This window comes from Anabaena sp. UHCC 0399, from assembly GCF_034931465.1.
Taxonomy (GTDB): domain Bacteria; phylum Cyanobacteriota; class Cyanobacteriia; order Cyanobacteriales; family Nostocaceae; genus Trichormus; species Trichormus minutissimus.
In genome coordinates, this window is the sequence record NZ_JAYGGZ010000004.1 from 72891 (window position 1) to 98159 (window position 25269).

23 protein-coding genes are annotated in these 25269 nt (G+C 42.2%); 7 read left to right on the plus strand and 16 right to left on the minus strand.

Going from position 1 to position 25269, the window contains the following annotated elements; all coding sequences use genetic code 11:
• Positions 1-107: 107 nt before the first annotated feature.
• Positions 108-1424, plus strand: coding sequence for an NAD(P)/FAD-dependent oxidoreductase (locus VB693_RS03245; protein ID WP_323265029.1), 1317 nt, complete (start codon positions 108-110; stop codon positions 1422-1424).
• A gap of 234 nt (positions 1425-1658) precedes the next feature.
• On the plus strand, positions 1659-2096 hold the full coding sequence (locus VB693_RS03250; protein WP_323265030.1) for a DUF2358 domain-containing protein: 438 nt from the start codon (positions 1659-1661) through the stop codon (positions 2094-2096).
• A gap of 74 nt (positions 2097-2170) precedes the next feature.
• On the opposite strand, the gene VB693_RS03255 is transcribed toward VB693_RS03250, so the two are convergent.
• Positions 2171-3085, minus strand: a complete 915-nt coding sequence (locus VB693_RS03255) for an ion channel (RefSeq protein ID WP_323265031.1) — start codon at positions 3083-3085, stop codon at positions 2171-2173.
• A 223-nt stretch (positions 3086-3308) separates the two neighbouring features.
• Between VB693_RS03255 and VB693_RS03260 the strand changes: the two genes are divergently transcribed.
• Positions 3309-4493 (plus strand): MFS transporter, encoded by a 1185-nt coding sequence (locus tag VB693_RS03260; protein WP_190708417.1) that lies wholly within the window; start codon positions 3309-3311, stop codon positions 4491-4493.
• On the opposite strand, the gene VB693_RS03265 is transcribed toward VB693_RS03260, so the two are convergent.
• The 9 genes from VB693_RS03265 to der all read right to left on the minus strand — a co-directional run bounded on the left by VB693_RS03265 (position 4443) and on the right by der (position 15187).
• Positions 4443-4673 carry a hypothetical protein gene (locus VB693_RS03265; protein WP_323265032.1) on the minus strand — a complete coding sequence of 77 codons (231 nt, stop codon included), beginning with the start codon at positions 4671-4673 and terminating at the stop codon, positions 4443-4445. The two genes, VB693_RS03260 and VB693_RS03265, sit on opposite strands and share 51 nt — an antisense overlap.
• A 307-nt stretch (positions 4674-4980) precedes the next feature.
• Positions 4981-7668 (minus strand): RNA helicase, encoded by a 2688-nt coding sequence (locus VB693_RS03270; RefSeq protein WP_323265033.1) that lies wholly within the window; start codon positions 7666-7668, stop codon positions 4981-4983.
• 147 nt (positions 7669-7815) lie between these two features.
• Positions 7816-8631: a pyrroline-5-carboxylate reductase gene (gene proC, locus VB693_RS03275; protein ID WP_323265034.1), complete on the minus strand. Its 816-nt coding sequence runs from the start codon at positions 8629-8631 to the stop codon at positions 7816-7818.
• Between the two features lie 85 nt (positions 8632-8716).
• The gene (locus VB693_RS03280; protein WP_323265035.1) at positions 8717-9313 is read right to left on the minus strand and encodes a cell division protein SepF; all 597 of its coding nucleotides are present in this window, start codon (positions 9311-9313) and stop codon (positions 8717-8719) included.
• A 456-nt stretch (positions 9314-9769) separates the two neighbouring features.
• Entirely contained in the window at positions 9770-10438 is a 669-nt protein-coding gene (locus tag VB693_RS03285; RefSeq protein ID WP_323265036.1) for a YggS family pyridoxal phosphate-dependent enzyme, read from the minus strand.
• Positions 10435-10713, minus strand: coding sequence for a transcriptional coactivator PipX (gene pipX, locus VB693_RS03290; protein ID WP_190708427.1), 279 nt, complete (start codon positions 10711-10713; stop codon positions 10435-10437). The genes VB693_RS03285 and pipX overlap by 4 nt, the downstream gene beginning before the upstream one ends.
• A 482-nt stretch (positions 10714-11195) precedes the next feature.
• Positions 11196-12608, minus strand: a complete 1413-nt coding sequence (locus VB693_RS03295; protein WP_323265037.1) for an anthranilate synthase component I — start codon at positions 12606-12608, stop codon at positions 11196-11198.
• Between the two features lie 27 nt (positions 12609-12635).
• Positions 12636-13559 (minus strand): energy-coupling factor transporter transmembrane protein EcfT, encoded by a 924-nt coding sequence (locus VB693_RS03300; RefSeq protein ID WP_323265038.1) that lies wholly within the window; start codon positions 13557-13559, stop codon positions 12636-12638.
• Between the two features lie 266 nt (positions 13560-13825).
• On the minus strand, positions 13826-15187 hold the full coding sequence (gene der / locus VB693_RS03305) for a ribosome biogenesis GTPase Der (RefSeq protein ID WP_237989156.1): 1362 nt from the start codon (positions 15185-15187) through the stop codon (positions 13826-13828).
• A gap of 218 nt (positions 15188-15405) precedes the next feature.
• Here der and VB693_RS03310 point away from each other — a divergent pair, with 218 nt between their 5' ends.
• Positions 15406-16266, plus strand: a complete 861-nt coding sequence (locus VB693_RS03310; protein WP_323265039.1) for a metallophosphoesterase — start codon at positions 15406-15408, stop codon at positions 16264-16266.
• A 66-nt stretch (positions 16267-16332) separates the two neighbouring features.
• Here VB693_RS03310 and VB693_RS03315 read toward each other — a convergent pair whose 3' ends face one another.
• The 4 genes from VB693_RS03315 to VB693_RS03330 are packed head-to-tail and all read right to left on the minus strand — an operon-like array spanning position 16333 to position 20424.
• Positions 16333-18636 carry an AAA family ATPase gene (locus VB693_RS03315; RefSeq protein WP_323265040.1) on the minus strand — a complete coding sequence of 768 codons (2304 nt, stop codon included), beginning with the start codon at positions 18634-18636 and terminating at the stop codon, positions 16333-16335.
• 50 nt (positions 18637-18686) lie between these two features.
• Positions 18687-19076: a type II toxin-antitoxin system VapC family toxin gene (locus VB693_RS03320; RefSeq protein WP_323265041.1), complete on the minus strand. Its 390-nt coding sequence runs from the start codon at positions 19074-19076 to the stop codon at positions 18687-18689.
• Positions 19073-19291: a hypothetical protein gene (locus VB693_RS03325; RefSeq protein ID WP_190708441.1), complete on the minus strand. Its 219-nt coding sequence runs from the start codon at positions 19289-19291 to the stop codon at positions 19073-19075. The genes VB693_RS03320 and VB693_RS03325 overlap by 4 nt, the downstream gene beginning before the upstream one ends.
• Positions 19292-19305: 14 nt before the next feature.
• On the minus strand, positions 19306-20424 hold the full coding sequence (locus tag VB693_RS03330; protein ID WP_323265042.1) for an ATP-binding protein: 1119 nt from the start codon (positions 20422-20424) through the stop codon (positions 19306-19308).
• A 193-nt stretch (positions 20425-20617) separates the two neighbouring features.
• On the opposite strand from VB693_RS03330, the gene VB693_RS03335 reads away from it, so the two are divergent.
• From VB693_RS03335 to VB693_RS03345, 3 genes are all read left to right on the plus strand, one after another.
• Positions 20618-20821: a hypothetical protein gene (locus VB693_RS03335; protein WP_190708443.1), complete on the plus strand. Its 204-nt coding sequence runs from the start codon at positions 20618-20620 to the stop codon at positions 20819-20821.
• A gap of 190 nt (positions 20822-21011) precedes the next feature.
• The gene (locus VB693_RS03340) at positions 21012-21284 is read left to right on the plus strand and encodes a hypothetical protein (RefSeq protein ID WP_323265043.1); all 273 of its coding nucleotides are present in this window, start codon (positions 21012-21014) and stop codon (positions 21282-21284) included.
• Positions 21281-21646 carry a clan AA aspartic protease gene (locus tag VB693_RS03345; protein ID WP_323265044.1) on the plus strand — a complete coding sequence of 122 codons (366 nt, stop codon included), beginning with the start codon at positions 21281-21283 and terminating at the stop codon, positions 21644-21646. Before VB693_RS03340 ends, VB693_RS03345 begins: the two co-directional genes overlap by 4 nt.
• Positions 21647-21886: 240 nt before the next feature.
• Here the strand turns inward: VB693_RS03345 and VB693_RS03350 are convergent, their stop codons facing one another.
• Together VB693_RS03350 and VB693_RS03355 are read right to left on the minus strand one after the other, a co-directional pair.
• Complete coding sequence (locus VB693_RS03350) at positions 21887-23530, minus strand: acetolactate synthase large subunit (protein WP_323265045.1); 1644 nt, start codon at positions 23528-23530, stop codon at positions 21887-21889.
• Between the two features lie 160 nt (positions 23531-23690).
• Positions 23691-25058: an NAD-dependent succinate-semialdehyde dehydrogenase gene (locus tag VB693_RS03355; RefSeq protein ID WP_323265046.1), complete on the minus strand. Its 1368-nt coding sequence runs from the start codon at positions 25056-25058 to the stop codon at positions 23691-23693.
• Between the last annotated feature and the right edge of the window lie 211 nt (positions 25059-25269).

The following is a 25269-nucleotide window of genomic DNA, read 5'->3' on the forward strand; positions in this document are numbered from 1 at the left end:
GTTATAACCCAAGCTTTTCATATCCTCACGAAATATTCTCTCTTTTTGAGTTGGTTAGCACGGTATCTTCCAAAAGTTTAGAAAATAGTCAAGTCAAATTAATAATTATGTTGGACACTACTCACAAGCATTTAATTCTTGGGGCTGGTTTTGTGGGATTGGGTATGGCTGAAGTGCTCAAGAGCGCGAGTATTCCCTACGACCAAGTTGATGCCAGCGATGACATTGGTGGAAATTGGTATCATGGTGTGTATGAAACTGCACACATTATTTCATCACGGAAGATTACCCAATTTACCCATTTCCCCATGCCGGATAATTATCCGGACTTTCCCAGTGCTCAAAATATACGAGATTACTTAAACTCCTTTGCTGACCATTTTGGGTTGCGTAAAAATATTGAACTAAATCGTCAAGTTAGCTATATGCGACCTGTTGAGAATAGTCTCTGGGAAGTTACTTTTGATAATGGGGAACAGCGAATTTACAAAGGGATTATCATTTGTAATGGTCATCACTGGTGCAAACGTTTTCCCAAATTTTCAGGAGAATTTGATGGGGAAATAATTCACTCCAAAGATTATAAAAATCCCCAGCAACTACGTGGTAAGAGAGTTCTGGTAATTGGTGGAGGGAACTCAGCTTGTGATATAGCCGCAGAAGCAGCTAGGGTGGGAGCTAAATCTGTGTTGAGTATGCGTGAATCTGTGTGGTTTATTCCCAAAACCTTTATGGGTGTTCCAGTTTCCGATTTAACTGAATGGTGGATGCCAGAATGGTTTCAGAGGTTTATGTCTTATGTAATTATTCTGCTAACCTTCGGTAAGCACAAAGATTATGGTCTACCCGAACCCAAATATCGAATTTTTGATAAGCACCCGACCTTAAATAATGAAGTGCCTTACTATATTAAACACGGTCGCATTACCTATAAGCCAGAGGTAAGACATTTAGATGGTGGAGAAGTTAAATTTGCGGATGGTAGTCGAGAAACCTTTGATTTAATTGTTTGTGCAACTGGTTTTCATGTAGCCTATCCATTTTTACCTCCAGAATTGCAACGAGTGGAAGGAGCAACAGTAAAATGTTATGGAGGGTCATTTCTTGAAGATTACAAAGGAATTTACTACATCGGTTGGGGACAAGCTAGAGGAGGTGCTGGTTCTGTATTTTCCGCCTTTGCACCCATATTTACCCGTTTTCTTGAACTTCAGGATGAAATTAAAATTCCTATGGGTTTAGTTCTCAAAAAAATGGGACAGCAACTACCCACAACCCATCTTGAAGATCCGCAAAAGATTTTTCGAGAATTAAAATTAGCCAATCTGTTTTTTCAACGAACGGTTCAAAAAGCTCACCGAATTGATTCCCAGTATTCCCAGTTTGAGAATCATCCACTCCCACCCCAGGGCAAACGCATCTAAAGGACTCTTGATCACGACCAAGATTAAGAACCAACGAAAAATCAGTATTTCATACCGTTCAGTTAGCGTCAAAAACCTTAAAATGCATAGGTTGGATTGAGGAACAAAACCCAACATTTCCAGGGGCTTGTTGGGTTTCACTGCGTTCAATCCAAGCTACAATTTATCCTTAACTGAACCATATTGTGGTATGGGGTATGATTTTCCTATTGTTGGTTTTTGAGCAAAAAATAAATGACAAGCTTTGTAGAATCTCGCCTACCAATAGAACAAGTAATCAAAACTCTGCAACAGGATTTACCCACACTGTTTGAGCAAGATATATCTTATGATATATATACAAAAGATATTTACTTTCAAGACCCAGTAAATAAATTCAAATATAAATTTAATTACCGAATTATATTTTGGACTCTAAGATTTCACGCGCGCCTATTCTTTACAGAAATCTACTTTGACGTGCATGAAGTATATCAGTCTGCCGCAGACACTATTATAGCGAGGTGGACAGTTCGGGGCGTGTTGCGTGTTCCCTGGAAAGCGCGGCTTTTTTTTAATGGTTATTCTACCTATAAACTCAACTCGGATAATTTAATTTACGAGCATATTGATACTTGGGATCGCAAACCTAGTGAAATTCTGCAACAGTTTTGGCTCAAAGGAAATAGGTGACAGGTGACAGAGGACAAGAAAGCAGGGGAAGTAGGGGGAGAAAAATATAATATCAATATCCAATGCCCTATTCCCTATTCCAAAGGTAAAACATCGTGAAAATGTTTGTAATCGATGTAACGATGCCCGTCATTTGTGTGATGAAAAATATTAACAAATCGACTGTTCCAGATAATATCATCAGCAGCATAAGTATGACGGGTATGAACTACTTGTGAGACTGTTTCATCAATGCCACTCAGAGAAATAATAATAGTAGTGTTGGTTTGAGAAAGTAATTCTGCCGTCATCCCATAAAGAGGACTAAACTTATCAATTTGGTGCATTACTACCCAACTTAGTGTAAAATTAGGTGTTTGGTTTCTGACTAACTTTAAATCATGAAACCGACGAATAAACTCGCCTTCTGCTGTTATTTCATCGCGCATTAAATACACCCGCATATGTGCTTCTAGGATAAAATTACGACGCTGGTTAGCAGTGCGAAACATGAAAGTTGGCATATTTTCATGGGGTGTAATAACTGCTACATTACTAAATATCACACGGGCGGTAGGTCGGGAAAAGCGAGTAAATGCTAGTCCTGTCATGACTGCAATTCCTACCAATCCAATCATTGCTTCTATAGTGACAATAATATTGGCATAAGTTGTTTTGGGGTACATTGCACCATAGCCAATGGATGCCAGAGTTTGCACGCTGAAGAAGAATGCATCCAAAAAAGAGCCAGGTTGAGCGTTAGCAATGCAGTCTCCACCAGCCAAGTAAGCTAGGGCAAATAAAGCATTAATTAATACGTAAAAAATACAAATTAGGATGAGGAAACCACTCCAAGGAATCGTGAGCAGCAGATGGTAAGGATCGCGCCAATAAGAATACCATGTACCCATACCAAGTATTTCAAATTGTCCATTGTGGATTTTAATGTGAATTCGCGGCAGCAGACGTTGTTTTTTTGGTTTAACAGGTTTTTTTATAGGAAATTTCATCGATAATATTCACAAAAGATACAAGTGATGATAATACGCGGCGGTTAACGTTATGGGTGCGTGTGTAGAGACGTTTGAATGCAGCGTCTCTATAAGCGTTATTATTTCTGCAAATTATCTTATTTGAACCAGATTGCCAGTAATGATTTAGCTAGAACAGAAAAGCTGATATGTTTATTTCTAGTAGACTTGAACCGTAATAAATAGATAGTATGGATTGCGCATGAATAGAATTTTTTGGATTATTGCTTTAGTTGCATTTATTAACTCCCTGAGTTTTACAATTTTAATTCCTATTATCTATCTTTATGGCAGACAATTTGGACTGAGTGATTTCCACACTAGTTTACTATTTTCGATTTATGCGATCGCACAATTTTTGGCGACTCCCATTATTGGCAAACTCTCAGACCGCTTTGGGCGTAAGCCTTTATTGATTATTAGTTTAGCGGGAACGGTCATTGCTAATTTATTCGCTGGCACAGCTACAGCTGCAACAACTCTGTTTTTGGCACGTTTTTTAGATGGAATTACTGGGGGAAATAATGCCGTTGCTCAGGCGATGATTTCTGATGTGACTGAGCCTGAACGCCGCGCTCAAGGTTTTGGCATATATGGGGCTGCAATGGGTTTAGGTTTTGTCTTGGGGCCAGCCACCAGTTTAGCAGCACAGCAGATATCTTTAGGGGCAGCTTTTTTAGTTTCCGGTAGTGTGGCAATGATAGCTCTGATAGTTACCACATTTTTATTGCCAGAGACTATCAAAAGTAAAGATAAGCAAGCACACAACATCTTTGATTTAGGTTTAGATAATTTAATTAAAGGTTTGGCTATTCCTAAAGTTGGTATTTTGTTGATAATTAACTTCTTTATTGGTACAACTTTCACTCTATTTACTTTTGCTTTTCAACCTTACTTCCTAAATGTACTAAAACAAGATAACCAATCCTTAACATTAATGTTTCTCTTGTTTGGAGTATTAGGAGTGATCATGCAGACTTGGGGAGTGAAAATTCTTAGCAAATATTTTAATGAAACTAAAATATTACTCTTGAGTTTATGCGTGAGAAGTTTTTCATTTCTTTTAATGCCAGTTTTCCCTATAGTCAGTTATTTTGTGGTTGTTAGTATAGTTTTTTCCTTGTTTAATTCTTTAGTGCAACCCATGATTAACACTTTGATTTCACTAAATGCAAAACCAGAAGAACAAGGGACAGCTTTAGGATTAAATTCATCTTATTTAAGTATGTCTAATGGAGTAGGCCCTGTAATTGCTGGTATGTTGGTTAGTCAAGCTAATCCCCAGACCTATAGTTACCCTTTATATTTAGCTGGATTACTCACATTTTTAGTCTTGCTATTTGCCATAGTTAATCGTCAAAGATATAAGGTTAATATCTCCATGTAAAGCACTTAACAGCACATTTAAACCCGCTTCTTTAGCAACCTGTTCAATTCCCTCTACTAGCTCACCAAAAAAAGGATCTGCGATGGAAGTGACAACTACTCCAACGGTATAGGTGCGTTGATTTTGTAAACTTTGAGCGATCGCATTAGGTACATAGTTCATCTCATGTGCATTAATCATAGCCGTTCTCAACAACGGTTTGACCCTATTAAATATGTCCTACTTCTGGCAACTCGTTGTTAAAGGACTAGTGCTGTGTCAAGTTAGTTTTGATGGTTTGTAGTAAGGACTTTAGTCCTGATTTTTCTAAGGACTAAAGTCCTTACTACAAAAAAAGCTTATCCATCAATTCAAACTTGATGAACTACTAGTCATCATTACCGCAGTCATGATTGACAGACTCCGCAGACGTTCCAGACGCTAAGGGATGTGTGCTAAATAAACTACCTCTAGCTAGCTCCGCTTGAGCTAAAGGTAGTTCGTTTGATTATTCCACTACTTCATTAACAGGGAATCGATCAATGAGTTGCATAGCACGATAGGCGTTACGCTGTAAGGCATCTGGCAAATTGGGAACGTGGGGTATCTGCGATAATAAATCCAACGTCCGGCGTAAAATTCGCACCACGTCACCTTCATCTAAAGTGGTGTTTTCACACAATTCTACCCACTCAGTACCTAAAGCCCACTGTTCAACCAGGGCAATTAAGCCAATGTATCGATTCTCTAAACCTACTGGCAAGGTGACACCATGACGGTACTGCACCTTTAAAACAGCCCGCCGAATTTTTTGTAAACTCGACCAGGCTTCATCTATTTCTGGGGATAGGTTAAAGTTGACTCTGCTATCGGGACGGGGTGTTTCTGTGACTAAAGCCGCAATGACAGCAGCTAAATGCTGGGGATCTAAGTTATCCAATTCTCCACTAGCTAAGGTTAAACCTAACCACAGTTCATTTTCTCCCCGAATGGCGGCAGCGACTTGTCCCAGTCGCGTGGGAACGAGGTTGTCTAAGCAATCAAATTGCTGCAAAATCGTGATTAAATTGAGAAATTCTTCCCAATAACGTTGGGATTGTTGCGCTACTTGTCCCTGCAATTCTTGCAGTTCTTCTTCGATTTCAGCGTAGCGTTCCCGACGCTTGAAAACTTTGGCAATATTCCCAGATTGATAAAGGGGATGGGCTTCTAATTGAGCTTGTACCGCAGTCACCCGACTCAGTTGTTCTGCTACTTCCTGGGGGAGATGCAAAGATCCTTCGGGGTCAGGGATACTTTGAGCGATCGCAGCTGTTATTTCATCCCCACGGCATGATTGCCCTGGTTTGAAGGCTAACTCTTGGGGCGGGAAGATATCGGCTGCTACTTCCACGCGGGGCAATTCGGCATATAAATCTACCACATCTACCGTAGCCGCCACATACCAGCGATTATCTTTTCCGAGGCATACTAAGTAGCTAGACTCCCCAGATGTAGGAGATTGACCCACTAAAACGGCTGTTATAGGGGTAGATGTTTTAATATTCTTGCCCTTGAGGCTTAACAGTGTCCCAGAAACAGCAAAATCTAGGAGCATCTTAATTTGTTCTTGTCGCGCTTCCTGGGCTTGTTCTTCTAGAGTTTTCAATAACTGGCGTTCTACTTTATGACGTTGCCACAATTTTTCATAAATAGCCACTTCATTTTGACTGACTGAAGCAATTTGCTCCTGTAATGTCGCTAATTCGGTTTGTAGTTCTTCAATATATTCATAGTCTGGTCTTAAGTGTAATGTCGCCATGTACTGCCCGAAACTGCGTTCTATCAGTTCCTTAGTTTTCTCTAAGGTGTGGGTTTGTAGCAAGTTTAAAACCATGCCGTAGCTAGGGGTAAACTGACTAACTAACGGGTCTGGTTTAGAGGTGGCTAAATACGCTGCTTCTTTTGCTCCTTCAAAGGGAGTTTGGACTGTGACTACATAACCTTGTTTATCCATCCCCCGTCGGCCTGCCCTACCCGCCATTTGCAGAAATTCTGAAGCGTTCAATAGGCGGTGTCCGGTGTCGGTACGTTTGGAGAGGGTGGAAATCACTGTTGTCCTAGCGGGCATATTAATTCCGGCTGCTAGGGTTTCTGTGGCAAAGACAACTTTGATTAAACCTTGTTGGAATAACTCTTCTACCAACACCTTCCAAGCTGGTAAAATGCCGGCGTGGTGGGCAGCAATTCCCCGATATAAGGGGGCAATTTGTCCTGTTCGTCCGGCCTCGGGGTTGCGAGTTAAAAAGTCGTCGATTTGTCGCCGTAGCACCTGTGACTCATCATTATCTACCAGCCATAAATCACCAACCTCTGCTACTGCTTTGTCACATCCCCGGCGACTGAAAATAAAATAAATCGCCGGCAGCATATCCCGTTCTTGTAAATGGTTCAGGGTATAGATCAGGCTGGGGGCCTCTGGTCTGCCATTTCTCCCTCTATCCCTATCCGCTTGTTTTCTTTTCCCTCTGTTGGCGAGACGGGGGTTGATTTTGGTATTGCTGTCATTCAGCAGGGGAAACAGTCCCTTGGGACTACAGTAATTAAATGCTAAGGGGACAGGGCGAAAATCGGAATAAATCAGGTCAGTAGGGCCATGAACACGATTTAGCCAGTCGGTGAGTTGGTCGCTATTGGCAACGGTAGCAGATAGGGCGACTAGTTGAACTTCACGGGGACAGTAGATAATTGATTCTTCCCAAACTGTACCTCGTTGGCGATCGTTCATGTAGTGGCATTCATCCAACACCACTGCTTCCACGTCCACCAAGGAAATACCAACTTGCCCAATCGGTGTGCCGTAGAGCATATTCCGAAAAATTTCGGTGGTCATCACCAAAATGGGGGCATCTCTGTTAATCGAGGCATCTCCCGTTAACAGACCTACCGAGTCAAAGCCAAATTTTTCGCGGAAGTCACGTAATTTCTGATTAGACAGTGCCTTTAAAGGAGTGGTGTAGAATACCCGCTTCCCTCGTGTTAGGGCGCGATAAATAGCGTATTCACCAACCAAAGTTTTGCCCGAACCTGTGGGCGCACACACGACAACAGAGCGTCCCGCGTTCAGGGACGCGATCGCATCTTTTTGAAACTGATCTAGCTCAAAGGGAAATATCAACCCTAGGTCTAGTTCTGGAGACGGCGCGGGATAATTCACTCAATCACTTTTACAACCGGACTGTTTACTATATTAACGAGTCTTTTGTCAACTTCGTTAGTGAGAATAAGAATTGGGAATTGGGAATTGGGAAAAATTCTCTATTTTCTCCTACTCACCACTCACTACTCCCCACTCACCACTCTCTCATTTTCCCAATTCTTGCGATCGCAATGCAGCTGCTTTGACTGCTTCAATTAAGGCGGAACGAAATCCTGCTTGTTCTAATTTAGCTACACCTGCAATTGTTGTTCCACCAGGGCTGGTAACACGGTCTTTTAGTTCGGCTGGGTGCATTCTGCTATCTTGCAATAATTTGCTTGTCCCTAATACGGTTTGTAATGCTAGTTGATTAGCTATTGACCTCGGTAATCCGGCGGCGACTCCACCATCGGCGAGGGCTTCTACTAAGATGGCTACGTAAGCCGGGCCACTCCCAGATAACCCTGTGACTGCATCCATCAAGGATTCGCTCACTTCGACAATTTCCCCTACAGCCGAGAATATCTGCTGTGCTAACTTTTGGTGTTGGGGGTGGGTGTATGCACCTAAGCACATAGCTGTCATACCTGCACCAACTGTGGCAGGGGTGTTGGGCATGGCTCTAATGACTGGTAATTGCGGGAATGCTGCTTCTAGCTGACTTAAAGACACTCCCGCCAAAATGGAAATGACTAGGGGTGAGTGTCCTGAAACTAAAATCATTTCTGCTAATTCTTGAGCGATCGCACTAAATACCTGCGGTTTCACTGCCAAAAACACCACTTCTTGGGCTTGACTGAACACCAGACTATTATCTGTGGTGACACTCACATCATATTTCTGTTTTAAAAAAGCTTGGCGCACTAGCTGGGGTTCGCTGACTATGACTTCTGATGGGTGATAAATTTCTCGCGCAATAAGGCGGGATAACAGCGATTCTCCCATTACCCCACCACCAATCAAGCCAAATTTTATAGTCATTAGTCACTTAGTCATTGGTCATTTGTCGATAGTCAATAGTCAAAAACCTTTAACTTTTGACTATTGACTAATGACTAATCTAACCTTATTGTACCATTCTGTTAGGTTCATTGCCCCAAGCAGTTGGACTGGGGGTTGCAGGACGAGAGGGACGGGCTGGGGGTTGGGGTACTTCATGAATGACTCCACCTTGTGTGCTGACTTGCACGCAGCTGGGCGTAAACAAAAAGATACTTTCGCCAATGCGTTCTTGATGTCCATCTAATGCGTAAGTCCCACCAGCTACAAAATCAACTGCACGTTGTGCTTGATCTGGATCCATGATTGTCAGATTCAACACTACTGACTTGCGCTCACGCAATGCTTGAATTGCCTGGGGCATTTCTTCAAATGTCCGAGGTTCTAGAACTAATACTTCAGAAATTCCGTTAATTGCTCCTGGCATACCAATCACATTCCCCATCGTCGATTTTGTTCCTGTTACTACCTCATCACCCATTGTAGTCACTGGTTCTCGCCAACGTCGATTAGGTGGGGTGGCTTCTGCTGGTGCTGGCTGAGGATTTTCTTGTTGATACAAATTTTGGTAGTTATCTGTATCTGCTTCTTCTTCGTAGTATTCGTATTCCACTTGTTCATTGAGACCTACAAAGTCTCGTAGTTTAGAAAATATATTATTCATTTAGTGACGCTCCTGCTGATAATTGTCTCTATTTATTCCGGTTCATCAAATGATGTAGCTAACGGTAAAGCTACAAAGGGCAGACAATCCCAATAATTTTATCGTTATTTGTAGCATCTACTACTGTTATTGGCAATGGGCTGACGTTGTACCAATTCACAATTCAAAATTAAGGGAGCTAGATATCACAAGTTCTTGAGTATGTATATCTGTCAGATTCTTTTTCAAATTGGTATTACATGGAACGTCTGTACATTAACCTAGATACAATAATTGAGTCAAGATTATATCCCAACACTGATCCGAAAGGAAGTTGACTTCAACACCTTTTTCTGATTTTTTATTTTCATTAAAAAAATATTTTATGTGTTTTATAGCACCAGTATGACTCTAGTCTAACCGTAGTTCATACTGGGCAACCAAAAACACGATCAAAAAATAATGGGGCTGTTCTACCTAAGTGCGCTTACCAAACAAGATAGTCCCTAATCTTACCATTGTTGCCCCAGCCTGTACTGCCAGTTGGTAGTCCCCTGACATACCCATCGATAACTCTTGCATTTTGATGTGATCCCAGTTTTGTTCAGAAATTTCTTTGGCTAACTGGTGAGTTTCATTAAACACATGAAGACTTTCAGTATCGTCTAGACCAAATGGCGGAATTGTCATTAAACCCTGAATTTGTAAATTTTTACACTGGTTGAGGGCAGGTAAATCGGCTAGTAGTTCCGGCACACTCCAACCCGACTTACTGGGATCAGGGAGGATTTTTACTTGTAGGCACACTTGGGGACTTACGCCTAGCTGTTGTGCTACTTGATTTAAACGCTGTGCCAGCTGCAAACTATCTAAGGAGTGAATCCAGTCAAATTGTTCAAGGGCTTTTTTGGCTTTATTACTTTGCAAATGGCCAATAAAATGCCAAGTAATATCTGAGAACTCTTGTAACTGTTCTTGTTTGGTAGCAGCTTCTTGGATGCGATTTTCAGCAAAATCGCGGATACCAGCTGCATAGGCAACACGAATAACTTCAGTTGGCATTTGCTTGGTGACAGCAATTAACCTGACTGAAGCTGGAATAGATGCACGAATTTGAGTAATACGTTCGCTAATCGAACTAATCATTGGAAGGTGCGTTGGAAAACACTCTGAAGCTGATCGTACTCCTGTGACAGACCATTACGACGCAAAGTTCGCAAACGATTTTCCAACAACATTCGGGCTTCTGTACGCCCTATGGGTTGAAATTTCAGTGCCTTCATGTCGTTCACCACCAAAAAAAACAGGCGTTGGGCGTAGAGTGTAGTGAACAGATCCTGGGCATCATCAACCATGCAGATCCGATATAGCAAGCCCCAAGTGGGATGATTGATGTAAGTTTCTGCGCTTTCTGGATTCATCTAATAATCAAGTAGGAGAATAATATATTTTTTGGCAGTGAAGTACAAACATCCAGACGATAATATCTCCCTTTCGCCAGAATATTTGTAGAAATTCATTTGAGAATCAGCAAATTCTACCCTTTTATGAAGTTGATGACGACCTTGATATTTCTGATAGGTAGATGAAGCTAGTAAAACAAGACAAAAAGCAAAAGAGAACAGACTGAGTATGTGGGCTTTGGGATAACTTCTACAATGCGCTAACGATGGGATGCGCCCTTTGAACTCGTCCAGGGCAAAAGCCGACTCTGATACTGCTGTTTACTCTCACATCTCTCTATGTTGCCATAATTATCGCTCGTTAGAGCAAAATCTCCAACAGGGGAATTTTCCTAATAATTGTTCATCTTAACAGTCTGTATTGTTACAGTTTGGGGAATTCAATTCAAAATTCAAAATTCAAAATTCAAAATTGAATCACCCCTGTCACCTGTCACCTGTCACCTGTCACCTGTTCCCCTAACCATTTTCAATGCTGCCAACTGCGCTTGGGCTTTGTGCAGAGATTCGTACCATTCTTTTTCCGGGTCACTGTCGGCGACAATTCCAGCACCTACTTGTCCCCAGACGGTTTTGAATGGGGCGTTGGGGGTTAGTAGTAGGGTACGGATGAGAATATTTAAGTCTAGGTTGCCGCGCCAATCTAAATAACCGCATGAACCGTAGAATAAGCTGCGGCGCACTGGTTCTAGTTCTTCGATGATTTCCATGCACCGGACTTTGGGACAGCCTGTAATTGTACCACCAGGGAATAAGGCACGAATTAAATCAATGGGTGTGCAATCGCTCAATTTCCCTGTAACATTGCTGACAAGGTGCATAACGTGACTATATCTTTCAATGGTCAGCAATTCATCAACGGTGACTGTTCCCCATTCACAGACTCGCCCTAAATCATTGCGTTCCAAATCTACCAGCATGATGTGTTCTGCCCGTTCTTTGGTGTTGCTGAGGAGTTCTTTAGCTAGTTGCTGGTCTTGTTCTGGAGTTATACCACGCGATCGCGTGCCGGCGATCGGTCTGGTTTGGGCTTGCCCATTTTGTAATAAAACTAATCTTTCTGGTGAACAGCTAATAACTTCACCCCAAGGTGTACGCCAATAGCTAGCAAAGGGGGAAGGATTAATTTTATGTAAGGCTTGATAAATCGACCAACCACTAGCTGAGGTAGTGGCGGCAAATCTTAAAGATAGGTTCGCTTGAAAGATATCTCCCGCCTGAATATATTTTTTAGCCCGGTTAACGGCGGTTTCATAATCTGATTGAGATGTAAAAAATTCCGGTGCAACAGGGTAATTAGTGATGGGGGTGATATGCTGCGGTGAGTTTTCTGGATCTATTTGTCCTAAACGCAGTTCCAACCCATCAAGATCAACCGCATCGCTAGCAGCTAACCATAAAACTTGTTGCACATGATCCAAAACTGCAAAAGCATCTGGTTCATACCAAAAAGCTACAGGAAATGGTAAGGGATCAATTTTTGTCTGGGGTAGTTGTTCAATTTCCCCAGATGCGTCATAGCCAAGCCATCCCAGCCAACCGCCAGTGAAGGGGAGTTGTGGAGATGGGAGAGAAATTTTATCTTGTTTCCCTATTCCTCTAACTTGCAACAAATTCTCCAGCAAACCAAAAATATCCCCTAATTCTGGTGTCCACATCTGCGGAACTCCATTTATTATTCTGGGTGCGCCTGCACAGATAGAATAGCGACTCAGTTGAGGTTGGTTTGTGGGTGTAGGGTAAGGACTTTCTAGGAGGGTGGCTATTTCAGATGTAGTGTGGGAGTGAAATAAGGCAGAGAAAATTTCCGAACCAGTACGATTTTCTAATGGAAGCGATCGCCAGTGCCACATAAAATGTTATATTTGTTGCCTATTCCCCTAAAGTTGATTTCCTAAAACGATTCTTACTCCCCAAAATAGGGTGAGAGTTGCGATCGCTAACCAGTCCCATGATTTTAAACGTAAATCATGCCACGGGACTCGGTGTTCGTTGGGACTGGTAAAACCGCGTACCATCATCGCACTAGCCATTTGTTCGGCGCGTAACAAGAGATTTTCTAATAATCTTTCGGCGACAATCAACCAGACTTTGAATCCACCTTTTAAACCTAACTTTTTCCAATTAATTGCCCTAGTCATCACAGAACGCACTAAATTCTGTACCTCTTCTAAGACTAGGGGAATGAACCGCAATGATAAAGTTAAAGTCAAAGTAATTTCAGTAACGGGTATCTTAAATCGCCGTAGCGGCTGCATGAGGCTTTCTATCCCAGCAGTAATTTCCTCTGGTGCAGTTGTCAGTAAATACAAGTTGGTGCTGTAAATAACAGTAAATATAATCGTACTTAAGCGCGTTGCTAAATCTAGAGAACGGCGAGTGATTTTCACAGGGCCTTGATGAAACAGAATGTAGTTATAGCTTTTGCTACTTTTTACCTGTTCTTGAACAACTGGGGAATTATTATTAGTTAGTGGGGCTAAAACTTGAGAGTTAGCTGGTAGACGTGGCTGATAATCTATACCCAATCCATCAGGACTGATCGCTGAAATCATGAACACTAAAAATGTTAGTGTTAACAGCCAACCCATTTGTTGTTGCCAGACACGCCGGGGGATTTTAGCAGTTAAAGTAAAAATAATTAATAGTGCTACTAGTAGTATGCGCCATTGATTATTAGCAAAGCTGTAGCTAGTCAGAAAACTCATCAACCAGATAAACTTGACCCGTGGATCAAGTTTATGTAACCAAGTTTGTGGCTGTTCTAGGTATAGTCCTAATGGAAGCGATCGCAGTAAATCCATTTTTCAGTGCTAAGTGAGAGAGTGCTGAGTTATGAGTGCTGAGTTATGAGTTATGGAAAGTTAAGAGTTTATCTAATGAGAATTTAAAGGTTAGTAAATTCTCAGATTAAAGTTTAGTTTGAACTTTTGATTCTTGACTATTCTGCCCTGATATCCAGAACTTAGCACACTTTATTTTGCCCACTCAGCACCCCTCACTCCTCACTCCTCACTCCTCACTCAGCACCGGCTAAACGCCGCGCTACCGCTAACAGCACTCCTCACTCTTAAACACGAGTTGCACGGTTAACATTACCGCTTTCCATATCTCGGACTTTCTTACTCCGCCACAATATGCGAATGGGAGTACCTTTAAACCCTAGTTGTTGGCGGAATTGTCTTTCAATGTAACGTCGGTAGTTGTCATTAAAGCGTTTAGCTTCATTGACAAATAAAGCAATAGTTGGCGGTTGGCTGCTGACTTGTGTACCGTAATAAATTTTACCTTGTCGTCCACCGCGTGAAGTTGGGGGAGAATGCCATTTCAACGCATCTTCCAAGACTTCGTTAACCACTGATGTACTAACGCGGCGTTTGTGTTCTGTGGCTGCTTGAGTTACCAACTCTAAAATCTTTTCTACCCGTTGTCCGGTTAAAGCACTGACAAAAATTGTCTCTGCCCATTCTGTAAAATGTAGCCGGCCTTCCATATTTTTTTCGTAGTCGTAGATAGTATAGGAGTCTTTTTCGACTGCATCCCACTTATTGACGACGATAATACAGGCTCGACCTTCTTCAATAATTCGCCCAGCTAATTTTTGATCTTGTTCTGTTACACCATCTAGGGCATCTAAAACTAATAAAACCACATCGGCGCGGCGAATTGCTTTAAAAGCGCGGTTAATGCTAAAAAACTCCGGGCCATATTCGACGTTTTTCTTTTTGCGAATCCCGGCTGTATCTATCAGGCGATAGGATTGTCCATCTCTTTCGATAAAAGTATCGATCGCATCGCGGGTTGTGCCAGAAATTGGGCTAACAATGACTCTTTCTTCACCTACAAAAGAGTTGAGTAAGCTTGATTTGCCGACATTAGGCCGTCCGACGATCGCAATTTTTATTTCATTGCTGTCTGCTACATCCGCAACAGTGGGGATGTGTTTGATGAGTTCGTCTAATAACTCACCTGTACCGTTGCCATGAATCGCGGAGAGGGGGTATGGTTCTCCTAGGCCTAGTTCCCAAAATTCGGCAGCTTGAATTGAACCCTGTTCAGGTGATTCGCATTTATTCACTGCTAGAAAAATTGGCACTGGCTGTTGGCGTAACCATTCGGCAATTTCTTCATCTGCCGAATTAGGGCCAGTTTGACCATTAACAACAAAGATAGCAGCAGAAGCTTCTGCCAGGGCTGCTAAAGCCTGTTGGCGGATCAGGGGCAGAAATTCGGTGTCATCATTAAATACCAAACCGCCTGTATCTACTACTAAAAACTCGCGATCGCTCCAGTAAGCCGGCATATAAGTGCGATCGCGCGTCATACCCGGTTCATCATGGACAATCGCCGTTTGTTCCCCGGCGAGTCGATTAACCAGGGTGGATTTGCCCACATTTGGGCGACCGATAATTGCAACAATTGGCAGTCCCATAAACCAAGGGTAATTGAGAGAAAGGCTAGTATATCACATCTCTCATTATAGGTTACAGGTGATAGGGGACAGGTGACAGTGAAGAGGTGGGGGTGTAGGGGGAGAAACTTTTGGTTACGAATTACGAATTACGCTTCTATCCCCAAGGTGATTTACCGCGAAATTTAAAAAAATAGCATAACAGCAGAACTGGCAGTTACGTCACAGGAGATTACATCTTGAGAAATCGTAAGTGGCTGCTCAAAGCCAGTCAACTAATCTTTCAATACTTGCGGTGGTTATTTTTATTAATATTCTGCATCTTACTATACGCCAAGGTAATTGAACCAAATTGGATTGAGATCAAATCTTTACAACTGACTCTACCCCATCTCGCATCAGAATTTAATGGCTATCGGATTGTGCAGATTAGCGATATTCACCGCGACCAATGGATGACTACGAGGCGTTTAAAGCGTATTGTCCACCTAGTTAATCAACAACACCCGGACTTAGTAGCCATTACCGGGGACTTAGTAACGCGTAACTTACCCCGATTAATCCCATCACTCAAGCCAGCCTTAGAACAGCTTACACCCCGCGACAGAACTGTGGCTGTTTTAGGCAATCATGACCACGAAAACGACACCAAAGCCATCATTAAAATACTCAAACAAAGCGGCGTATTTGATTTAGATAATACCGTCTACACACTTCAAAGAGGCAACGCCATTTTAAATATTGCTGGGGTTGATGATGTGGGTATGGGTAAAGACCGCCTAGATTTAGTATTGCAGCAATTACCTCCACAGGGAGCAGCCATTTTATTAGCCCATGAACCAGACTTTGCGACTACCAGCGCAGCCACAGCCAAATTTGACCTGCAACTATCAGGACATTCCCACGGCGGACAAATCCGGCTACCTTTCATCAGACCCCTAATCCTACCGCCTTGGGGTGAAAAGTATTACTCAGGAGAGTACGAGGTAGGAAAAATGCTCTTATACACCAACCGAGGTGTAGGAATGACAGGCTTACATCTGCGTTTATTCGCCCGTCCTGAAATTACCATCTTTACCTTAGTTTCCTCTCCCCAATAGACCGCTTGTACTCTCCTCTGCGTTTCTGCGCCTCTGCGTGAGATAAGTAAAAAATACGGCTTGTAATTACCGAGTAAACCACAACCGAATTAACTCCACCTGGAAACGATAACCCTCCCCAACTTCCTCGATTAACTCTCGCTGTAATAACAGTTCAATTGTTCTTTCCCAAACATCAGGAAACCGTTGTGATAAAGTGAGCTTGCTAACAATTACCCCTTCCCCTTGAGCAGCAATAAAGCGTAAAATCTCGCGCCCACTGTCATCTACTTGATTATTTTGCATATCAGCGAAGAAAAAGCTACCACTTTGCAAAGCTTCTGGTATGGCTGCTGCCACATCTGCTAAAGTTACCAAGCGACGAATAGAAGGGTCTTGCTCATTTTTTAAAACGATAATTTCCGCACAAAGTAGCTGTATTAAGAACGGATGACAACGGGTAAGTTGCAGAACTCGCTCAACTGCATCAGGTTCATAGCGGAGAGTCAAATCTTTGACTGGTGCTACTATTAATTGTCGTGCTTCTTCTTCCTTTAAATAGGAGATATGCACCACTTGGACATTAATTAAATAACTAGCCCAACGCTGATATTCTTCAATAGTATGAGAGCCTGCTATTAACACCTTGAAGCGGGTACGGTGTTGAATTAAGTGGCGCAGCATTCCTAACACATCTTCCTCATCGAAGCGTCCCCTAGTGATTGCGCTGTCTAATGTCTCGAACTCATCTAACATCAGCAAAGCGGTATTCTGTTCTAGTGTTTCTTCTACCTGATATAGCCATTCATCAAATCGTGTAAAGGGATCATCTTTTAATGTTTCCCGTGTGAGAGTAGGTAGTGTTAACGCGCCTTGCTGTTTGGCGGAAGTTGTCATCCCTCTAGCTAAGTTGTAGAGAAAACCTGTGTAGTCGCTGGCTGATGTGGGTGCGCCTTGCAAGTCTACAAACATGGGGATGATGGAATTTGGGAGTAACTTCCCGATGTTGTGGAGTAGGGAAGTTTTGCCCATGCGTCGCTGACCGTATAGTAGCAAGGGAGGACGACGGCGGTCTAACAGTAATTGCTCAATGCGTGTACCGATATCAGTACGGCCTGTAAAGATTGCTTGTTCTAGTGTGAGAGGTACGCCAGTAATATATGGTGAGTCAATTTCTTGGCGGAGTTCGGTAGCTTTAACTAGTTCTTCTATATAGTTGGTGACTATATCACGCCAACTTGTGACTATGGGACGGAAACGTACTGTGTATTTGTCGTTGCTACGAGTGAATTCTCGTAAGTTTCCTTCTAATTTGTCTGCAACATCTTTGAGGAGTAGACGCTGGTTATATGTACTGTTTTGATTTAGAGCCGCGTCTATATCTTGACTAATGCGGTTAAAAATGCTGAGTATAGGGTTAACAGGACTTTGTAATTCGCCGATTTCTAAACTGCGGTAAATTTGACGAATAGCTTCTACATCCGCACAGGCTTGTAAATAGCGTGCATCTAGTTCAATTTGTACGGATTGAACAGCCCAACGCTGGGGACTGGTACTTAAGTATTCTAAAGCAGTTTTGCCTTCGACTAGATTATGTCCGATGACGAAAAGAAGATACTCGTCTAAGCCAGATAAATGTAAACGCTGCCACTCATCCCAGAAAGCAGAGTGAAAGCGCAATAAACAAGGGCTTTGAGCATTACGTTGTTTGTCTAATAGATAGAGTAGATAATTCCATACTGTGAGAAATGGAAATAATATAATAGGTCGCCATGAGTTAATATTAACTCCCACGCCTACCGCCACGCCTCCCGCCACGCCTCTCGCCATGCTTTCCGCCACGCCTACCACCACGCCGAACGCCACGCCTACCACCACGCCTACCACCACGCTTTCCGCCACGCCGAACGCCACGCCTCTCGCCACGCCTCTCGCCACGCCGAACGCCACGCCTACCGCCACGCCTAACGCCACGTCGAACGCCACGCCGAACGCCACGCCGAACGCCACGCCGAACGCCACGCCGAACGCCACGCCTAACGCCACGCCTTCCGCTACGCCTACCGCCACGCCTCCCGCCACGCCTACCGCCACGCGAGCAACTATAGTTTCGACTGGTACACCCAATATCAACAGCACTAAGCCAAGTATTAAGTTAGCCAGAATAGGTAAGATAATGTTTCCCTGAATGATTAACCGCCATCCTCCTCGTCTTATTACAGTAATCAAAGAAGATTCGCTGTCTAAAGTGGGGTCAATGCGCTTGAGGTGGTTATGCCACGCTGAAGGACGGAAGAACAACCAGAAAAGCAGTTGCAGGCTACCGAGTATTAAGTTAGGGTGCTGTTCAGGCGCATTGGTGTAGGCGTTGTGGAGTATGTTTTTAGGCATTTAAATTGCCTTGTGGCTGCTGAAGATGAGATGAAAAACCTTGTTGATATTTATTTAAGAGTTTGCACGCCAGGATATGCCAGAATTTTTGCGTCAGCCGTGAGTAACGGACACCCGTAAATTCTCGCAGTGGCTACTATGATTTGATCAGATGGATCTCGGTGAAAACCTGTGAGTTTAGTTGATTCAACGATAATGGGCATTGTTAGTTCGAGTAGCTGCACTCCTGGATAAGCTAACGCTGCTGTTAACCACTCCTCGACTGAAATTGATAAAGCAAGTTTGCGATTCTCAACTAGTTTGGCAACTTCCCAACAAGAAATCAGGCTAATTCCAAGTCCTTGAGATTGATATTCTTCTATCCAATTGCGATATTTTTGATTTAGTCGCGCATTATTATCTACCCACCAAATCCAAATATGGGTATCTAAAATTATCATTGCAAAACTTCCCAATCTTCTATAGGTACAGCAGGCTCAAATGGGTCATCATAATGAATGACCTTTCCCCGTAAAGGGTAAGGATTAGAATCTGAAGGTTGAGAAGAACTTTCTAAGATAATGATTTCTACTGCTTCCCCAGCCTGAAAGGGTAAGTCTTTGATGATCAAAGTTCCGTCTTCGGTTAATGTGGTTTCAATTCGATGTGCTTTCATGATTACTCTGTTAGTTATGAATCCAATAAATGAGTAAATGATTTTATTTGTTGTAACCCTTCCTCACGCCAGCTATCATCGTTCTCTCCTTCTTCTAGAGTAAATAATCTTTCTCGACACAGAATTTGTAGTAACAGTGGTTGATATTCGCTTTGAGTTAAAATCCACTCAATGTCTTTATCAGGAAAGGGTATTGGTGAACTCCCTATTAATTCTCGTGCTTCAGCTTCAGTTAATGCTCCTAGAAATGCTGTGTAGCCGAAAATATTGAAAAATGGTGAACTATGTCCTGTGTGATGTGCTAGATCCATTGGTGACTCAGGACTAGATAAAATAAATGCTAGATTGCCTCTTGTGTGGTTGGTTACTAAAGACCGCAAACTGTCCCAAAAGGTATCATCTAACTCTGGACAACGTTGTAAACCAACGCCAATTTCATCTAATAAAATGACTGTGGGAGAAGATAAGTTTTCGCTAACTACATTCATGAAATAATCTAAATCGCAAGGTGTTGGGACTTTAATATTTAGAGATTCTAGGATGTACTTTAATAGTCCTTCCCGGCTTTGCATTCGTGCATCTTGCAAATCCACAAATACCCAGTTGTAACTTTTTGGATGGAGTAGCCAATCAGATTTTTGATCAGCACGCAGTTGTTCTGGTGGGGTGGTGGTGATATTTTTTAAGTAGTGGAGTAGAGAGGTTTTACCACTGCGCTTTTTACCGATAATGGCGGCGTTTTGCAGGGGATGGCGTTTGAGGAGGTTAAACAGGCGTTTTAATTCTTTCTCGCGTCCAAAAAAGTAACGTGGTTGGGTGATGGGTGCGCCAGTGATGAAGGGTGATGCTTCCCCATTAGTCGGCTGAGGTTGAGATGGTTGATTTTCTGGTTGTTTGTCTGCAATGTCTTGCCAGTCTAATCCTAGTTTTTCACAAATGACTAGAAAATTCTCATAATCAATAGGTTTACCACCAAAAAAGTTTTTGACGGTGGATAATGAAGGTTCTATGTCTTCAGAAAACTTTTTCAGGCTAGGGTAGCCGTTACGCTGAAGTGCTGACTTGACTTTATTAATATACTCTGGTGCTACCCTAAGCGATCGCGCCATCACTCCCCATTCAAAAACTGTCAAGAGTATATCAGACTTTTATATTAAAGACACAGTATCAACAGTGTTCGAGAGCATCAACGACAATACAACCTAAACTCGTCTTGATTCAATGTAAAATTCGCGAAAAGTCGTCTAATAGTCAACTCGTGGTTAACCCAGTTCTCAACCAGCCTCATCTTTTAATTGAGACATAGAGATTTAAGGGCTATAGGTCATGAAAAGAGCATTGGGAATCCTGCAAATTACCTTATCACTTGCCGGTGTAATTATGTGTGGTACAGTTACTTACGCAGCTATTAATATGGTTAATGGTCAATACCAAGTTGAGATAGCAGTCAGTAATAAAGGACTAAATATCAAGTCCAATATTGATAAAAGACAATGCACATTAGCAAATTCTGAGCAGACTACTAATTAATAGTTAGTAGGGTGTGTCAGTATGAATAATTTCTTGGCATAACTAGATTTTCTCTCACTGACGCACCATACATTTTGGTAATCATGCCTAAAATACTTTATTGTTGTCTATTCTAATAAGCTAAGATAAACAAAAATCAGCTGTTAATTTTAACAGTTGCATAATAAATCATCGCCACACAGGAGAAATCATGCAAAGCATACTTTTAAGCAGCGAAGAAGTCGGCAAACGTGCCAGAGCATTATATGACAATAATATCCGTCAGCAAGTAGAAACAGAAGAAAACATCGGTAAGATGGTGATTATTGATATAGAAACTGGTGAATATGCAGTTGATAAAACAGGGATAGAATCGGCGCATTATTTACGCAAAAAGAACCCATTAGCTAGACTGTTTGGTATTCGCATTGGTTATAAAGTTGCGGCTTCTTTCAATGGTGACATGGAGCGTGACTATCGGTGATTTCTGGTATTGTGAAAAACGGACGGGCAACTGTTAATATTACATTTCGGTTGCCCAATCAACCAGATTTTTCTATTGAGTTTCAGATCGACACAGGTTTTACAGATTACCTTTGTCTTCCACCAGCAGCAGTAGCTGTATTAGATTTACCGTTCCTATATGATGTTTATATAAATCTGGCTGACAATAGTACCCTCGTCGTAGCATTACATCAAGCTGTCATAGTTTGGAATGGAGAGGAAAGAGTAGTTAATGTTTTAGCTACAGGAAGGCGGCCTTTATTGGGAACTGCTTTATTGGATGGGTCTGAACTAACTATCCAGTTTACAGACGGTGGTTTGGTATCAATTAATGATTTATAGCTGAATATCAACTTGTGTAAAAATAATCATATTTGTGTAACTTCATACATTTTTGGCGATAGGCGATATTTACGGTAAGCTACGCTAACGCATTATATGCTGTCGGCATGGCTGGGGTGCGATCGCTATTACAAACTGTGTGATGGAATTGCTTCCCGGAAATTTAGATTAATTTAGTTCATAGTAAAGAATTTAGCTCTCAAGAAAGGACTAAAGTCCTTACTACGAACGTTTAATTATTTACAATTCACAACTTAACTCACCGGCTTTTTGGCTAAAGCGGCGGTTTTCTCTGTAGTCTACAGGGCAATCAATCACAGCCGGGACATCTTGGGCTAAGGCTTCTTTGAGTATAGGAATTAAATCTAAAGCTGATTCAACTCGATAACCTTTTAAGCCCATACTTTCAGCTAATTTGACAAAATCTGGGTTGCCAAAATGGACAAAAGATGATTGTCCTTTACCAAATTGATTCTCTTGTTTCCACTCAATTAAACCGTAGCCGCCATCATTAAAAATTAAGGTGACAAATGGTGTACCAACACGCAATGCTGTTTCTAATTCTTGGCAATTCATCATAAAGCCACCGTCGCCGGTTGCGGCTACAACTTTGCGGTTAGGATGCACCAGTTTTGCCGCTAAAGCACCAGGAATTGCTATCCCCATTGCAGCAAAACCATTGGAAATCAGGCAAGTATTTGGACTATGACAATGATAATGGCGAGCAATCCACATTTTATGTGCGCCCACATCAGAAATTACAATATCATCTGGCCCCATGACTTGCCGCAAGTCATAAATTAATTTTTGCGGTTTAATCGGATACCCTTCATCGTTGGCATATTGTTCGTAATCAGCCCGAATTTCTTCCCGTAAACTAATGGCGTAGGGTTTGGGTTTTCCTTGTCGATCTGCTACTTTTAAAATCTCAGCTAGGGAATCAGAAATATCCCCGATTATTTCTACATTGGGAATATAACTGCTATCAATTTCGGCAGAACTTGCCCCAATATGGATGATGGGAATATTACCGTTTGGATTCCATTTTTTGGGTGAAAATTCAATTAAATCATAGCCGATCGCAATGACTAAATCTGTATTATCAAAACCACAGGTAATAAAATCTCTTTGTTGTAATCCTACTGACCATAAGGCCAAAGGATGAGTATAAGGAATCACACCTTTACCCATGAAGGTATTAGCAACAGGGATATTCATCTGGGTAGCAAATTGCGTGACAGCATCACTAGCTTGAGCGCGAATTGCTCCATTTCCGACTAAGATTAGGGGATTAACTGCCTGAGAAATCGCGGCTGCGGCTGCCCGAATACTAGCAAAAGAAGCGTAGGTTTTTTCGATATTATCTTTACGCAATGGTTTGCCCTCTACGGGCATGGCGGCAATATTTTCTGGTAAATCTATATGAACTGCACCGGGTTTTTCAGTTTGCGATCGCTTGAAGGCTTTCCGTACAACTTCTGGTGTAATACTCGGTCTGACTATCTGTTTATTCCACTTAGTTACAGGGGCAAACATGGCCACTAAATCTAAGTATTGGTGGGATTCAATGTGCATTCTATCTGTTCCCACCTGTCCAGTAATGGCAACCAACGGCGCACCATCTAGATTTGCATCTGCTACACCAGTCATTAAATTTGTTGCCCCAGGCCCAAGTGTAGAAAGACACACTCCAGCTTTTCCTGTCAATCGTCCGTAGACATCGGCCATGAAAGCTGCACCCTGTTCATGACGTGTGGTAATAAATTTAATAGATGAATGTTTAAGTGCTTCTAAAACGTGTAAATTCTCTTCGCCAGGGAGTCCAAAAACATACTGTACCCCTTCATTTTCCAAACACTGTACTAATAGTTCTGCCGTATTCATTTTACATTCCTCATGTGGTTGGGGACTGGGAATTTTAGATTTTAGATTTTGGATTTTGGATTTTGGATTTTGGATTAAATAATCTAAAATCCACTCATTGAAAAGCTGGGGATTGGGAAGAAAAAGTAATACGTAATCCCCAGTACCTAATACCTAATCCCTATTTAACCCAAACTGTTTTAACATTCACGAACTCGTGTATGCCTTGAATACTTAGTTCTCGTCCATACCCGGAACGCTTAATGCCACCAAATGGTAGTCGGGGGTCGGATTTAACTAAGCTGTTAATAAATACTGCGCCTGCTTCAATTTCTGTAATTAAGCGATCGCGTTCTTGATCGTTGGTTGTCCAAGCACTTGCACCTAAACCAAAGGGTGTAGCATTTGCTAGTTTAATCGCAGTATCTATATCTGGCACACGGAATAATAAGGCTACTGGCCCAAAAAATTCTTCTTGGGCAATTTGTGAGTCAACAGGGATATCTATGATAATTGTTGGTGGATAAAAGTTGCCAGGAATATCTGCTAAAGGATACCCACCTGTTAAGACTTTTCCCCCACTTTTGACAGCAACTTGCACTTGTTGGTGTAAATCTTGGAGAAGATCAGGTGTTGCTAAAGGGCCTAAGTCGGTGTCGGGAAGCATGGGATCACCAACTTTCAACGCCGTGAATTTTCCTAATAGCAGTTTCTCAAATTTATCTGCGATCGCCTCGGCGACAATAAAGCGTTTTGCTGCAATACAAGATTGACCATTATTTAACATCCGTGCGGTTGTCGCGGCGGTTACTGCTGTTTCTAAATCAGCACTTTCTAAGACAATAAATGGGTCACTTCCCCCCAATTCCAAGACGGTTTTTTTTATTTGTTTTCCCGCCGCCGCCGCTAGGGATGCACCGGCTGGTTCGCTTCCGGTTAAGGTAGCGGCTTTTACTCGGTCATCTGCCATTAAATCGGCAACTTTAGCTGCACCGATTAATAAAGTCTGAAATGCACCTTCAGGAAAACCCGCCCGTTGCATGATATCTGCAATAGCTAAAGCGCACTGTGGCACATTAGACGCGTGTTTGAGTAAGCCGACATTACCCGCCATCAGTGTCGGTGCAGCAAACCTGAACACCTGCCAGAAGGGGAAATTCCACGGCATGACGGCGAGAATTATACCCAATGGTTGGTAGCGGACAAAACTATGGCTAGCATCAGTTTTTACCGAGACATCAGCCATAAAATCGGCAGCGTTTTCAGCGTAGTAACGGCAAACTAAAGCGCATTTTTCGACTTCTGCGATCGCAGCTTTGTAAGGCTTGCCCATTTCTAGAGTCATAATTTTAGCGAAATTAGCCTTGTCTTGCTCTAAAATTGACGCAGCTGCATTTAACCACTGCGATCGCTGTGTAAAACTCGTCTGACGGTACTGTATAAAAGCCTGTTGTGCCAAATCTAATTTAGTGGCAATTTCTGCATCGTTGAGTGGCTCAAAGGTTTTGAGCGTTTCCCCAGTAGCGGGATTGATAGTGGCGATCGCCATTGCCTGACCTCCCGTTTTAAAATAGCTTGAGGTAGCTTCTTAGTGTTACACACATCTCTTGAGGAAGCCACCATCCAAATTTTAGTCTTTTGGCAAAGGCTTAGTCTCTCCAACTTAAAATCTCGCAATTAAACTTGAACTAATTTATACTCAAAAATAAGTATTAATGCTGCTTAATAGAATACAAGAACACATTCATCTGTATCTTGAG